12 protein-coding genes are annotated in these 13,159 nt (G+C 45.6%); 8 read left to right on the top strand and 4 right to left on the bottom strand.

Going from position 1 to position 13,159, the window contains the following annotated elements:
* The first annotated feature begins 53 nt into the window (after nt 1-53).
* On the top strand, nt 54-2,273 hold the full coding sequence (gene parC / locus FTT68_RS10070) for a DNA topoisomerase IV subunit A (RefSeq protein ID WP_016659721.1): 2,220 nt from the start codon (nt 54-56) through the stop codon (nt 2,271-2,273).
* A 149-nt stretch (nt 2,274-2,422) separates the two neighbouring features.
* Nucleotides 2,423-4,099: an AMP-binding protein gene (locus FTT68_RS10065; protein WP_168370310.1), complete on the top strand. Its 1,677-nt coding sequence runs from the start codon at nt 2,423-2,425 to the stop codon at nt 4,097-4,099.
* 36 nt (nt 4,100-4,135) lie between these two features.
* On the opposite strand, the gene FTT68_RS10060 is transcribed toward FTT68_RS10065, so the two are convergent.
* The gene (locus FTT68_RS10060; RefSeq protein WP_016659719.1) at nt 4,136-4,522 is read right to left on the bottom strand and encodes a hypothetical protein; all 387 of its coding nucleotides are present in this window, start codon (nt 4,520-4,522) and stop codon (nt 4,136-4,138) included.
* 103 nt (nt 4,523-4,625) lie between these two features.
* On the opposite strand from FTT68_RS10060, the gene FTT68_RS10055 reads away from it, so the two are divergent.
* The gene (locus tag FTT68_RS10055; protein ID WP_005181530.1) at nt 4,626-5,027 is read left to right on the top strand and encodes an MAPEG family protein; all 402 of its coding nucleotides are present in this window, start codon (nt 4,626-4,628) and stop codon (nt 5,025-5,027) included.
* Between the two features lie 117 nt (nt 5,028-5,144).
* Entirely contained in the window at nt 5,145-5,669 is a 525-nt protein-coding gene (gene ppa, locus FTT68_RS10050) for an inorganic diphosphatase (protein ID WP_005181532.1), read from the top strand.
* 102 nt (nt 5,670-5,771) lie between these two features.
* On the opposite strand, the gene FTT68_RS10045 is transcribed toward ppa, so the two are convergent.
* Entirely contained in the window at nt 5,772-7,085 is a 1,314-nt protein-coding gene (locus tag FTT68_RS10045; protein WP_168370311.1) for an OprD family outer membrane porin, read from the bottom strand.
* A 756-nt stretch (nt 7,086-7,841) separates the two neighbouring features.
* On the opposite strand from FTT68_RS10045, the gene FTT68_RS10040 reads away from it, so the two are divergent.
* Complete coding sequence (locus tag FTT68_RS10040; RefSeq protein ID WP_171526192.1) at nt 7,842-8,606, top strand: TorF family putative porin; 765 nt, start codon at nt 7,842-7,844, stop codon at nt 8,604-8,606.
* Nucleotides 8,607-8,679: 73 nt separating this feature from the next.
* Here FTT68_RS10040 and FTT68_RS10035 read toward each other — a convergent pair whose 3' ends face one another.
* Complete coding sequence (locus FTT68_RS10035) at nt 8,680-10,170, bottom strand: YifB family Mg chelatase-like AAA ATPase (RefSeq protein WP_075167834.1); 1,491 nt, start codon at nt 10,168-10,170, stop codon at nt 8,680-8,682.
* A 69-nt stretch (nt 10,171-10,239) separates the two neighbouring features.
* Nucleotides 10,240-10,467: an accessory factor UbiK family protein gene (locus FTT68_RS10030; protein ID WP_005181545.1), complete on the bottom strand. Its 228-nt coding sequence runs from the start codon at nt 10,465-10,467 to the stop codon at nt 10,240-10,242.
* Nucleotides 10,468-10,743: 276 nt separating this feature from the next.
* Between FTT68_RS10030 and glnK the strand changes: the two genes are divergently transcribed.
* The 3 genes from glnK (at nt 10,744) to nrdR (ending at nt 13,146) form a co-directional block, all read left to right on the top strand.
* Complete coding sequence (gene glnK / locus FTT68_RS10025; protein ID WP_004650081.1) at nt 10,744-11,082, top strand: P-II family nitrogen regulator; 339 nt, start codon at nt 10,744-10,746, stop codon at nt 11,080-11,082.
* Nucleotides 11,083-11,144: 62 nt separating this feature from the next.
* On the top strand, nt 11,145-12,548 hold the full coding sequence (locus tag FTT68_RS10020) for an ammonium transporter (protein WP_075174920.1): 1,404 nt from the start codon (nt 11,145-11,147) through the stop codon (nt 12,546-12,548).
* 139 nt (nt 12,549-12,687) lie between these two features.
* Nucleotides 12,688-13,146 (top strand): transcriptional regulator NrdR, encoded by a 459-nt coding sequence (gene nrdR, locus FTT68_RS10015; protein ID WP_005181550.1) that lies wholly within the window; start codon nt 12,688-12,690, stop codon nt 13,144-13,146.
* The last annotated feature ends 13 nt before the right edge of the window (nt 13,147-13,159 follow it).

Raw genomic sequence — 13,159 nt, 5'->3', positions numbered from 1 at the left:
ATAGCATAAGAACGTCAAAACTATAACGCATTAATTTAGGATTACAGGTTGTTATGACAAGCCTCGCGCATCATGCGACAGAAAACCGTTCCGTAGCAGAATTTACTGAACAAGCATATCTCAGCTATGCCATGTACGTGATTATGGACCGTGCATTGCCTCATATCAGCGATGGCCTGAAACCGGTACAGCGCCGTATCGTCTATGCCATGAGCGAGCTGGGTCTCAAGCCAAGCAGTAAACCAAAGAAATCTGCACGTACGGTCGGTGATGTGCTGGGTAAGTACCATCCGCATGGTGACTCGGCCTGTTATGAAGCGATGGTGCTAATGGCGCAGCCGTTTAGCTATCGTTATCCATTTATTGAAGGGCAGGGCAACTGGGGTTCACCGGATGATCCAAAATCCTTTGCCGCAATGCGTTATACCGAAGCCAAATTATCCGCATATAGTGACCTGTTACTGTCTGAACTCGGTCAGGGCACCTGCGACTGGCAGGACAACTTTGATGGTTCCCTAAAAGAGCCAGTGACCTTGCCGGCACGGGTTCCAAATATCCTGCTCAATGGCACCACCGGCATTGCCGTGGGTATGGCCACCGATATTCCGCCGCACAACTTGCGTGAAATCATTAAAGGCACCATCGCCCTGATCCGTAATCCGAATTTAAGCGATAGCAAGGTTGCAGAATATATTCCTGGCCCGGATTTACCGACCCGGGCTGAAGTAATTACCCCGCCAGATGAACTGTTAAAGATTCAGACCACTGGACGCGGCAGTTATCGCATGCGTGCGGTGTATACCATTGAAAAAAATGAAATTGTTATCAGTGATTTACCGTATCAGGTCTCTGGCTCAAAAGTCATTACCCAGATTGCTGACCAGATGCAGGCCAAAAAGCTACCACTGGTGACCGATGTACGGGATGAGTCGGACCATAAAAATCCGACCCGTCTGGTGATTGTGCTGCGTTCCAACCGGATTGATGCCGATGCAGTGATGAGCCATCTGTTTGCAACCACCGATCTGGAATCGAGCTATCGGGTCAACATGAACATGATTGGTGCCGATGGTCGTCCACAGGTGAAATCGATTCGCCAGATTTTATTGGAATGGATCGAGATTCGTAAACATACCGTCACACGCCGCCTGCAATATCATCTGAACAAGATTGAAAAACGCCTGCATATTCTGGCCGGCTTGCTGATTGCCTATTTAGACATTGATACCGTGATCCGCATTATCCGCGAAGAAGATCATCCCAAAGCAGAGCTGATGGCGCACTTTGGTATTGATGAGATTCAGGCTGAAGCCATTTTGGAACTCAAGTTGCGCCATCTGGCCCGACTGGAAGAAATGGAAATCCGTCGCGAACAGGAAGAACTCGAGGCCAAAGCTGCCACAATTCGTGAACAGTTGGCCAATCCGGAATCATTAAAAAACCTGATTATTACGGAGTTAAAAGACGACGCCAAAAAGTTTGGTGATGACCGCCGTTCACCAATCGTGCAGCGCGCTGAAGCCACTGCCATTAATGAACAGGACATGCTGCCGGCTGATCCGGTAACCGTGGTGCTGTCTGAAGCTGGCTGGATTCGCTGTGCCAAAGGCCATGATGTCGATGCCGAAAACCTGAATTTCCGCGCTGGTGACCAGTATTTAAGTCACGCCCAAGGCAAATCCAACCAGCGTGCCTATGTGCTGGATGACACTGGACGCAGTTATGGTGTGGCCATTAACAGCCTGCCATCGGCGCGTGGTTTGGGTGAACCGCTCAGTTCACGTTTATCACCGGCCAGCGGGGTCGGCTTTAAACAGGTGTTTGTGGCAGAAGATCAGGCTGAAATTCTGGTCATGAGCAGCAAAGGTTATGGCTTTAAAACCCAAGCCAAACAGCTGGATACCAATGCCAAAGCCGGTAAGGCTTTCCTGAGCCTGTCTGAAGGCGCCAGCGTGATGAATCTGCAAACTATTGAGCAGTTCAGTCATGTTGCGCTACTCAGTTCTGCCGGCCGTTTACTGATTGTTGATCTGGCAGAATTACCGGTGCTGAACAAAGGTAAAGGTAATAAATTGATACAACTTGAACCGAAAGATCAGATTGTATCCATGACAATGCTAAATTTAGATGAAATAATTCAAGTGTTTGCAGGACAACAGCAGTTAAAATTAAAAGGTGATGACTTGCAGAAGTATATCGGTAAGAGAGGAACTAAGGGACAGCTTTTACCACGGGGATATCAAAAAGCAAATAAACTGTTGATTCAGAGATAAGACTAGCGTTGTTTACATAAAATACGTTATATATGAATCGAATTCGTGAAAATGGATCCACTGCTGTACATAAACAAGCCAAAAAATGAAGTGCGGCAGTGTATAAAACAGTTGAATACTAAGGATTACTGATTGGAGAGATTGGCATTATGGAAAAAATTTGGTTTGAAGAATACCGAAAGACAGGGATTCCAGAAACTGTAGAGTTGCCACCGGAGAATACGTCACTGGTTGATATCTTTGAACGTAATTTCCAGAAGTTTGGTTCACGTGATGCCTTTATCTTTATGGATAAAGTGCTGACCTTTGCTGAACTGGAAGAAGCAAGCCGTAAATTTGCAAGCTATTTGCAAGGTCTGGGCTTGGCCAAAGGCACACGTGTTGCAGTGATGATGCCAAACGTTCTTCAATATCCAGTGGTGGCATTGGGTGTATTCCGTGCCGGTCTGGTGCTGGTGAATGTAAACCCGCTGTATACCTCACGTGAACTTGAGCATCAGTTAAATGACTCTGGCGCAGAAGTGCTGGTGATTATTGAAAACTTCGCTTCTGTATATCAGGCGATTCTGGGTAAAACCCCAGTCAAGCACGTCGTGGTTGCCTCTGTGGGTGACATGCTAGGCACCTTAAAAGGTACGTTGGTGAACTTTGTCTTACGTTCAGTGCGTAAACAGATTCCGGCGTGGGACCTTCCGGGTCATGTCAAGTTTAATGCGGCCATGTCGAAAGCCAATGTCAGCAACTACAAGCGTCCAAGCCTGACTCTAAGCGATACGGCAGTACTGCAATATACCGGTGGTACGACAGGGGTATCTAAAGGTGCAGAACTGACCCACCGTAACCTAGTGGCAAACATGCTGCAATGCGATGGTATTTTCCAAAGTAAATTTGGTGCGCAAGATGGCGCGCCAGATGACCGTATTTTCTGTGCATTGCCGCTGTATCACATTTTTGCATTTATGGTGTGCGCGCTTTACGGGATGTATAAAGGTCAGGCAAACGTATTGATTCCAAACCCGCGTGACTTACCTGCGGTAATGAAAGAATTACGCAAATATCAACCAACTTTCTTCCCTGCGGTGAACACCTTATTCAATGCACTTGTGAACAATGAAGAGTTTAAACAGCTTGATCACAGCCGATTGAAAATGGCGATGGGCGGCGGTATGGCTGTATTACCATCTACAGCGGAAGCCTGGAAAAAAGTGACTGGCACCAACATCATTGAGGGTTACGGTTTATCTGAAACTTCACCGGTGGCTACCGCGAACCCGCCAGCGTCTGAAGAATTCAGCGGTACGATTGGTATTCCATTGCCATTAACTGAAGTGGCAATTCTGGATGATGCCGGCAATGAAGTAGCATTGGGCGAGCAGGGTGAAATTTCAATCCGTGGTCCACAAGTCATGAAAGGCTATTGGAACCGTCCAGATGAAACCGACAAAGTGATGATTAATGGTTTCTTCCGTACAGGTGACATTGGTGTTATGGATTCACGAGGCTATGTGAAGATTGTTGACCGTAAGAAAGACATGATTTTGGTATCTGGCTTTAACGTTTATCCTTCTGAAATTGAAGAAGTCGTGGCGAAACATCCAAAAGTACTGGAAGTGGCTGCAATTGGTGTACCAGATGAAAAATCAGGTGAAGTGCCAAAACTGTTCGTTGTGAAGAAAGATCCTTCATTGACGACTGAAGAAGTTCTGGCCTTTGCCAAAGAAAACCTGACCGGTTATAAACGCCCACGTTATGTTGAATTTATGGATGAATTACCGAAATCTAACGTAGGTAAAATCCTGCGTAAAGACCTACGTAAGACTGCATAAATTCTGCAATAAAAAAAGCGCCTAAGGGCGCTTTTTTTAATTCTCTTTTTTCATTAGCCAGCGGTCGAAGTAAGGACGTCCAACCCCCATCACCCCGAGGAAAATAAACATCGAGCCAAACTGACGGCTAAAACCGGAGGAATGGAAGCTGCCATAACTTAAAATATTATCAATCAGGCAATACACCAGAATTACGGTCACCCAGTGCCATAAAGGTAGACGTTTAATTCCCACAGCATACAGGGCCACCCACAGCACCACAAAGGTAAACAGGGTCGACCAGATATTCAGGTTGGAACAGATGACCGTTAATAAAAAGGCCACAATGGGAATCACAATTTTTAAGGCCCGATCGACTTGCAGCTGATGCTGGCGCTGTTTTTCAAGTACATCGAACATTTCTTTTTGATCAGGATTGACCATCATGAATCCTACACAATGAATAAAAACACCCTATTTAACAAAATTTATGCTTAAAACACCATGCTATGATAAAGTTTTGAAGAATTCCGACGAGAAAAAATAGATGCAAAGTATTAGTGGAATCGTCTATCTGATTCTAATCGCCTGCCTGTTGCCTTATTTATTTGCAGTAATTGCAAAAATGGCTGGCGGCTTTAAATCTGAAGATAATCAAAATCCACGTTCTTTTTTAGCCAATACTACCGGTCTGGCGGCGCGTGCCAATGCTGCCCAGCAAAACAGCTTTGAAAGTCTGCCGCTGTTTATTGCCGCCATTTTACTGGCCGAATATATGGTGATTCCGCAGTTTATTATTATGACCTTTGGCATTGCCTATCTGGTGTTTCGTCTGCTGTACGGGCTGTGTTATCTGGCCAACTGGGCGACGTTGCGCTCGATTATCTGGTTATTATCGTTACTTTGCCCGATCTGTTTATTGCTGCTGGTGATTAAACTGACCGCGTGATTGCACAGCAAAATATCTATTTTTATGTCATGAATGTATAATCGCGAAGTCATTAATAGCCGAAACCCGTTATAATTGACGCGGTTTAAAAAATTTAATTTGTGAAAGAGTGATGCCATGAGCTACAGCAATATCCCAGCGGGTAAAGATGCGCCAAATGATATCTATGTAATCATTGAAATTCCTGCCAATGCAGCGCCAATCAAATACGAAATTGATAAAGATTCTGATGCGTTATTTGTAGACCGTTTCATGGGTACTGCAATGTTCTACCCAGCAAACTACGGTTATGTACCAAATACTTTGTCTGAAGATGGTGACCCATTAGACGTATTGGTGGTAACACCACATCCGGTTGAACCAGGTTCAGTAATTCGTTGCCGCCCGGTCGGTAAATTGAACATGGAAGATGACGGTGGTATTGATGCGAAACTGATCGCGGTACCGCACGACAAATTGACTCCAATTTACAAAGACGTGAAAGAATATACCGATCTTCCACCGTTACTGATTCAACAGGTTGAACACTTCTTTGCTCACTATAAAGATTTAGAGCCAGGCAAATGGGTGAAATTGACCGGTTGGGAAGGCGCAGACGTTGCCAAAGCTGAAGTATTAAAAGCGATTGAAGCTGCAAAATAATACGGCTTTTTCCCCCTCACTGATCTGTCTTGTTTAGTGAGGACGTCATAAAAAAACCTGCACAGTGTGCAGGTTTTTTTGATTTAGACCATCGTCAGGAAATTAGAATAATTTCACTGGGATGTCTAGGAATAAACGCCATTCATTGGTGTCACCAATGTAGTTATTTTGGTAGTCATCACTTGCACGGTAGTAAGAATGACGTACACGTAAGCTGGCATCTTTAGCAAAGCCAGATTGAACGGTGTATTTCACCTGGTTAAAGAATTCACGTTCTTGTGCATCATCAGTTAATAACATTGAACGGTCGGTAGCTGTTGGTACATCAATATCCCAACCATATACAAAGGCTGATGTCCAAGTTAAACCAGGAACATTCATTGCAGCAAAGTCATAAGTGTATTGGAGTTGTACAGATTTCTCATCGTTACCAATGAAATCAGACAGGTAGGAGTTTGGCATATAAATGGTTTGGCCACCATCTGCAACACCTACACCTAGGTTATAGTCATAACCTGTATTACCTGTATTTTGCTGGTATGCCACCATAATATTGTGTGGACCAGTATTATAGGTGGTTGAAAGTGCCCAAATACTGTTGCTTAAGTTATTAAAGTCATTTGAAGTATGCGAGTAAGTGCGAGCAGTGCCGTCTGCCTTTGCATCCCAATCAGTGTGGTAACCGCTAAAATCAAAGGTCAGGCTGCTTTGGTTTGCCAATGGATGCTTATAGTTAACATTGGCATAGTGACGCTCTAAACGGTCTTTATTGTCTACACCAAAATACGCTGTATTCAGCTGATCATTCACCTGATAACGTGCACCCCACACAATGGCACGATCTAAATCATTTTGATCGGTGGCAATCTGGTCAGAGAACTGGTTTTTGGTAAATTTACCGGCAGTTAATTCCAGGCCATTAATTTCACGGCTCGTGGCTAAAACACCAGTGAAATATTCTGGAACTAAACGCGCCGTATTGCTGGCCAATACCGGCAGGTCTAGAACTTGGGTACCGTAACGTACTTCAGTATTGGAAATACGTGCTTTGACATTGACACCACCACGAGCCCATTGGTCATATGGTTCGCCATTGTTGTCATGTGGAATCATGTTATTGCCAGCGTTGTTATTGCTGCCCAGTTTAAATGACCAGTCGCCTACGGCACCGACACCCACGCCTACAGTGCCTTGGGTATAACCAGATTCAAGTTGAACAATTGCGGTTTGTGCATAAGAGCTTTGATCTTTTACACCGTTAGTTTTGTCACGGTGAATAAAACCAGTACGGAATAATACCGAACCTTCTGCACCTTCAACAAAACCTTTAGCTTCGCTTTGCTCGCTGGCAACAGCTGTAGAAATTAAAGCAGCTTGTACCAGGACTGCTAATGTTAATTTTTTCGCGTTTAGCATTGGGAGAGAGCCTCATCCAGAATGTTATGTTTCAATTTGTTTAAAAAGAACCCAGAAATCGGAAGAATTTTATAGGGAATTTGTAAAAAAGATACCGTTTTATCCATTTTTCTTTGAGAAAAATGCAAACGCTAGCGTATACAGTTTCAATCCTTGCTCTTGTAAAACACCCTTCCTGGGTCATATTGCAGAAAATTTGCTTCTCAAAACAGGAAGGCAATTTTCGCGCTTTAATGTACTGTGTTTATACTTTTTATTCAAAAAATAATTTGTGATTATGCGGTTTTAGACAGTGTGAAGATGTGGGAAATTTGGCACTTTACAGGGATTAAAACGTACATACAAGATTTATCTCGCTGAATTTTTTATGCATTTCGTTGAAGCTATGATCAGAACATCCTCGTGAATCAGTGCATTCTAGTAGAATACAAGATTGCACTTTTTTTAAGCAGTAAAAAGGCTTTTGCATGATTAAGCGACTCAAAATAGCGCATGATGTAAGCAAATATAAATGATCTGGTTTATCTCCCAACGCAGTGAAATGATCCGCACATCAGTAGGATTGAAAAAGTATTATTCTATTTTTAAATTTTAATCTCATAATTAAATTATAGATAAAACAAATATTTGATATTAATTTAGAGAAAATCAAAATCATTTTTCGTGAGCAAATGCCCGTGTTGGCATGGGGATTGCTATCTCCTGTGTGAGTGAAACAAGTACACAAAAGCATTGAAATATGCAGCAGGGGATCAAATAATGAAATTTTCTATCAAAACACTTTCACTGGCGCTTGTTGCCGTAACTGCCAGCTTCAGCGTGGCTGCAGCAGAAGACTCTTCGGCATCTGCTTTATCGTTTAGCGGTACTGCAGCGCTGACTTCAGATTACCGTTTTCGTGGTCTGACCCAAACCTTTAATGATCCTGCAGTACAGGCCGGTTTCGCACTGTCACATGCATCTGGTGTATATGCCGGGGTGTGGGGCTCGAATGTCGATTTCGGCGGTACGGCCCATTTAGAGCTGGACCCATATATCGGTTATGCCACAACCTTAGATGGATTTGCGAGCAAGCCATTACTGGATGTGGGCTTATGGTACTACGCTTATCCAAGTGAAAGTGATTTAAACTGGTTAGAAGCCTATGCAAAACTTGGCTTTAATGATGTGCTGGTCAAAGATGCCAGCTTGCTCACCGCAGTGAACTACAGCAATGACTTTTTAGGCGCAGATTTAGATGCCTGGTATTTCAATGCTACCTATAGCGTGCCTTTTGGTGCGACCGGTTTTGGTGGAGTGGCGGCTTTAGGCTATACCGTGGCAGATGAAGAGATTTTTGGTGATGATGACAGCTATGTGGACTGGAAATTGGGCGTAACTTATGCCTTTGCCGGTGTTGAAGGCTTAACTGCAGAACTGGCTGCGGTGGGTTCAGATATTGACTATGGTCCAGGCACACCCGATGCGGTTGAACGTGGCGTAGAAACAGGCGCAGTCGTGACATTGACCAAGGCATTCTAATTTAAGGCTTCACATTGAAAAAATAGCCCATTTGAAATGGGCTATTTTTTTAGCTTGTTTTTAATGATGCGTTTTATGGGCTGGACTGCGCCCGATAAGACAGCGCTTCCGATAAATGAGCAGTTTGAATCTCGCTACTTTCGGCCAAATCGGCAATACTGCGCGCCACTCTTAAGACCCGATGATAGGCGCGAGCCGACAGGTTTAAGCGCTGCTGGGCCAGATCCATCATGTTCTGTGCTGGTGTGGCTAAGGCAGCAAACTGTTCCAGCTGTTTTGGACTTAAGTTCATATTCAGCATACCTTGGCGTTGCATTTGCCGTTCATAGGCCTGAATCACCCGCTGGCGAACCGTATCTGAGTTTTCCACCGCAGTTTTATCATGTAACTCATGGGCCTGTAATGGTGGTACATCAATATGCAAATCAATCCGGTCCAGGAGTGGGCCAGAAATCCGGTTCTGGTAGCGTTTAATACTTTCTGCGGAACATTGGCAGCGAATATCCTGATTAAATGCATAGCCACACGGGCAGGGGTTCATCGCGGCAATCAGCTGGAAACTGGCCGGAAAGGTAATCTGCCGCGATGCCCGGGAAATTACAATTTCCTTGGATTCCAAGGGCTGCCGCAATACTTCCAGCACTTTACGGTCAAACTCCGGCAGTTCATCTAAAAACAGCACACCTAAATGGGCCAGGGTAATTTCGCCCGGTTTTGGATGTGAGCCACCACCGACCAGCGCAATCGCTGAAGCGGTATGATGCGGGGCGCGAAATGGCCGCTGTCCAAAGCGATGCGGGGTATTGGCAATTGAATAAATACTGGCAACTTCAAGATTTTCCTGCATATTCAGGGGCGGCAAAATACTGGCCAGACGTGAGGCCAAGAGAGTCTTGCCTGTACCGGGTGGACCTTTAAAGAGCAAGGAATGGCCACCGGCAGCGGCAATTTCCAGGGCACGCCGAGGTCGCAGCTGTCCTTTGACATCCGCCAGGTCAAAAGCATAGCGTTCCAAGCGGGTTTCCGAGCTTGCTGCAAAAGGCTGTAGGGGCGCAGCCTGCGCCAGATGCTCACAGACCTGTTTCAGATGACTGGCCGCAAACACCTGAAAGTCGGGCAATTGTGCGGCTTCCTGTGCATTGGGTTCCGGTAATACCAGTTGATGGCCGGCCGCCTGACAGGCAATGGCAATACTTAAAGTGCCGGTGACCGGGCGTAACTGGCCATCCAGCGCCAGTTCACCAATAAATTCCAGGTTTTCTGCGGCCTGTTCGGGCAATTGTCCGGAAGCAATCAGAATGCCTAAGGCAATCGGTAAATCCAGACGCGAACCATCTTTGGGCAAATCGGCCGGAGCCAGATTAATGGTCAAACGTTTGGTGGGAAACTGAAAACCACTGTTAATAATGGCCGAGCGGACCCGGTCTTTACTTTCACGGACCGCGGCTTCGGCCAGACCGACAATGGTTAAGGAGGGCAGACCCTGACTTAAATGGACTTCAACTTCAATAGATGGGGCATTCAGTCCAAGCAGACCCCGCGTATAAATTTTGGCAAAAGACATTGTTGTTATGTTCCGTTTTGGTGCGTTATTTTTGGTCGTTATGCGTCTTTTGTTGCACTAAGAAGGTGCTTATTCTTTGTTCAAAATCTTTTGTTCGAGTGCTTCTACCTGCTGCAGCAGTTCATTTAAACGAAGATTGGCATTATTCAGTGCAGTGCGCTGACGGTCCAGCTCTTCTTTGGACACCAGATCCATTTTGCTGACGGCTTCGCTTAGCAGGGCACGCAGGTTATGTTCTAAGTCTTTTTTCGGTTGATCGACCTGTTCTAAGATGGCCTGTAATAAGGTTTCTATCATCATAAATTCCATTCCAGTGGACTGAAAAGCGCAGTGTAGCATTGCTCTGGCCCAGACTATAGTGTTTCAGATGAAATATGGTTTTATTCGATGCCGGAGATCGTAAATCTCTACAGAAAAATGTTTATTTTTTGAAGATTGGTGCATGAGAAAGGTATAAAATAAGATATAAATAAATCACATGCCGTAACTTCTAATTTCCCCCGACCTTAGGAGTTTTGGCATGAAATTTGAACATAAAACCTTACTGGTGAAATAAGCCGAAGGAAAACACACATGAAGCTCGTAACTGCAATTGTAAAACCCTTTAAATTAGATGACGTGCGTGAAGCACTGTCAGAAATTGGTGTTCAAGGGATCACTGTCACTGAAGTCAAAGGCTTCGGTCGTCAGAAAGGTCACACTGAACTGTATCGTGGCGCAGAATATGTTGTTGATTTTCTACCAAAAGTGAAAATCGAAATCGCCATTAGTGATGAGATGGTGGATTCAGTGATTGAATCAATCACCCGTGTAGCAAGCACCGGCAAAATCGGTGACGGTAAAATTTTTGTGACGAATCTGGAACAGGTCATCCGTATTCGTACAGGTGAAACAGGTGCAGATGCTGTTTAAGTAATTGGCACGAAGTTTGCTGAGTACCTAATAACTCACAAAAACTAGGTTGGGGGATACGAATGAAAAAAATGCTACTTGCGCTCGGCCTGTCCGGCGCGCTTTTGGGTGGTTCTGTTACTTGGGCTGAAGAAGCCGTAACAGCGCCAACTCCTTCAGAACAAATCACAGTAAATGATACTGTGGAACCTGCGCTTATTGAATCAAGCGATATCATCACTACAGAAACTGCTTTACCTGAAGTGGCAGCGGCTGAAGAAGAAGCCGTGTTAGACACTGGTGATACCGCTTGGATTCTGGTCTCAACAGCACTTGTCCTACTCATGACCATTCCGGGCTTGGCCCTGTTCTATGGCGGTATGGTGCGCAAGAAAAACGTCCTCAGCACCATGGCGCACAGTTTTGTTGCGGCCGCAGTGGTCAGTCTGGTCTGGGTAATTATTGGCTATACCTTGGCCTTTGGCGAAGGCAATGCCTTTATTGGCAGCTTGGACAAGTTCATGCTGGCCGGTATTACCACCGATGCCTTGAGTGGCACCATTCCTGAAATTCTGTTTGTGATCTTCCAGATGACCTTTGCGATTATTACCGTGGCCATTATTAGCGGTTCGATTGCAGAGAGGATGAAATTTGGGGCCTTTGTTGCGTTCATTGCCATCTGGGTGGTGGTGGTCTATGCACCTATTACCCACTGGGTCTGGGGTGGCGGCTGGTTAGGCAATGATGGCGCGCTGGATTTCGCTGGTGGTACCGTGGTACACATTAACTCTGGTGTGGCTGGTCTGGTGGCTGCCTATATGCTGGGCAAACGTATGGGCTTGGGCCGTGAATCGATGGCACCGCACAACCTGACCTTAACTGTGGTGGGTGCAAGCTTGCTGTGGGTAGGCTGGTTTGGTTTCAATGGTGGTTCTGCGCTGGGCGCCAATGGTTCAGCAGGTTATGCTTTAGTGGTGACTCAAGTTGCCGCAGCTGCAGCCGCACTGGCCTGGTTAGTGACTGAAAAAGTGGTCCGTGGTAAAGCCTCTGTATTAGGCGGTGCTTCAGGTGCCGTGGCTGGTCTGGTGGTCATTACCCCGGCAGCAGGTTTTGTCACCGTCGGTGGTGCCTTAGCCATGGGTCTGATTGGTGGCGTGGTCTGCTTCTGGGGGATTACTGCACTGAAACGTGCCCTGAAAGCCGATGACTCTTTAGATGCCTTTGGCCTGCATGGCGTGGGTGGTATTGTAGGTGCAATTTTAACCGCCTTCTTTGCCAGCGAATTCATTATGGGCGATGCGGCACCTGCCAGCCTGATGGGTCAGCTGTGGGTGCAAGTGGAAGGTGTGATTGCCACCATTGTGTACTCTGCAGTATTAACCTTCATCATCCTGAAAGTGATTGATCTGGTAATTGGTATCCGTGTTGAATCTGATGATGAACGCATGGGTCTGGATTTAAGCCAGCATGGTGAACGGGTTGAATAATCTTTCAGCAGCATAATCAATATATTGTGTAAAACAGCCCAAAAGGGCTGTTTTTTTTCTATATATTGCGTAAAACTCTACAAAATCCTGTTTTTTTGCTACACTCTCAAATCAACTGGATTTGTTCAATTAAACCACTATGCATTGTCCATTTTGCAACGCCGCAGACAGTAAAGTGATTGATTCACGGCTGGCAGCTGAAGGCTGTCAAATTCGCCGACGTCGTGAATGTATTAGCTGTGGTGAACGTTTTACCACCTTTGAAAGTTATGAAGTGGTGATGCCACGCGTCATTAAATCGGACGGTAAAAATGAGCCCTTTGATGAAGCCAAACTGCGCCGTTCATTGATGCATGCCTTGCAAAAACGTCCCGTGACTCAGGAACAGATTGAAACGGTACTCAGTGATATCCAGCTGCAAATCCGCCGTCTGGGCGAACGTGATGTTAAATCACGCACCATCGGGGAAATTGTCATGCAGTCTTTATTCTCGCTGGATCATGTGGCCTATGTGCGTTTTGCTTCGGTGTATCAGGACTTTCAGGATGTGGAAGCCTTCCGCCGTCAAATTGAACAAATGCAGCAACGTGAATACTAAGCTCAACGCGCAA

The sequence above is a fragment of the Acinetobacter sp. Q85-2 genome, from assembly GCF_013420555.1.
GTDB classification, from domain to species: domain Bacteria; phylum Pseudomonadota; class Gammaproteobacteria; order Pseudomonadales; family Moraxellaceae; genus Acinetobacter; species Acinetobacter indicus.
Note: the sequence above shows the minus strand (reverse complement) of the source record. Positions and strands in the feature narration are given on the sequence as shown.

Bases quoted from the DNA above. Each gene is read 5' to 3' on its own strand.
- FTT68_RS10055 (WP_005181530.1), top strand. From the start codon at position 4,626: ATGCAAAGTATTAGTGGAATCGTCTATCTGATTCTAATCGCCTGCCTG.
- FTT68_RS10030 (WP_005181545.1), bottom strand. From the start codon at position 10,467: ATGATAGAAACCTTATTACAGGCCATCTTAGAACAGGTCGATCAACCG.
- FTT68_RS10045 (WP_168370311.1), bottom strand. From the start codon at position 7,085: ATGCTAAACGCGAAAAAATTAACATTAGCAGTCCTGGTACAAGCTGCT.
- FTT68_RS10035 (WP_075167834.1), bottom strand. From the start codon at position 10,170: ATGTCTTTTGCCAAAATTTATACGCGGGGTCTGCTTGGACTGAATGCC.
- FTT68_RS10065 (WP_168370310.1), top strand. From the start codon at position 2,423: ATGGAAAAAATTTGGTTTGAAGAATACCGAAAGACAGGGATTCCAGAA.
- FTT68_RS10060 (WP_016659719.1), bottom strand. From the start codon at position 4,522: ATGGTCAATCCTGATCAAAAAGAAATGTTCGATGTACTTGAAAAACAG.
- glnK (WP_004650081.1), top strand. From the start codon at position 10,744: ATGAAGCTCGTAACTGCAATTGTAAAACCCTTTAAATTAGATGACGTG.
- nrdR (WP_005181550.1), top strand. From the start codon at position 12,688: ATGCATTGTCCATTTTGCAACGCCGCAGACAGTAAAGTGATTGATTCA.
- ppa (WP_005181532.1), top strand. From the start codon at position 5,145: ATGAGCTACAGCAATATCCCAGCGGGTAAAGATGCGCCAAATGATATC.
- parC (WP_016659721.1), top strand. From the start codon at position 54: ATGACAAGCCTCGCGCATCATGCGACAGAAAACCGTTCCGTAGCAGAA.
- FTT68_RS10020 (WP_075174920.1), top strand. From the start codon at position 11,145: ATGAAAAAAATGCTACTTGCGCTCGGCCTGTCCGGCGCGCTTTTGGGT.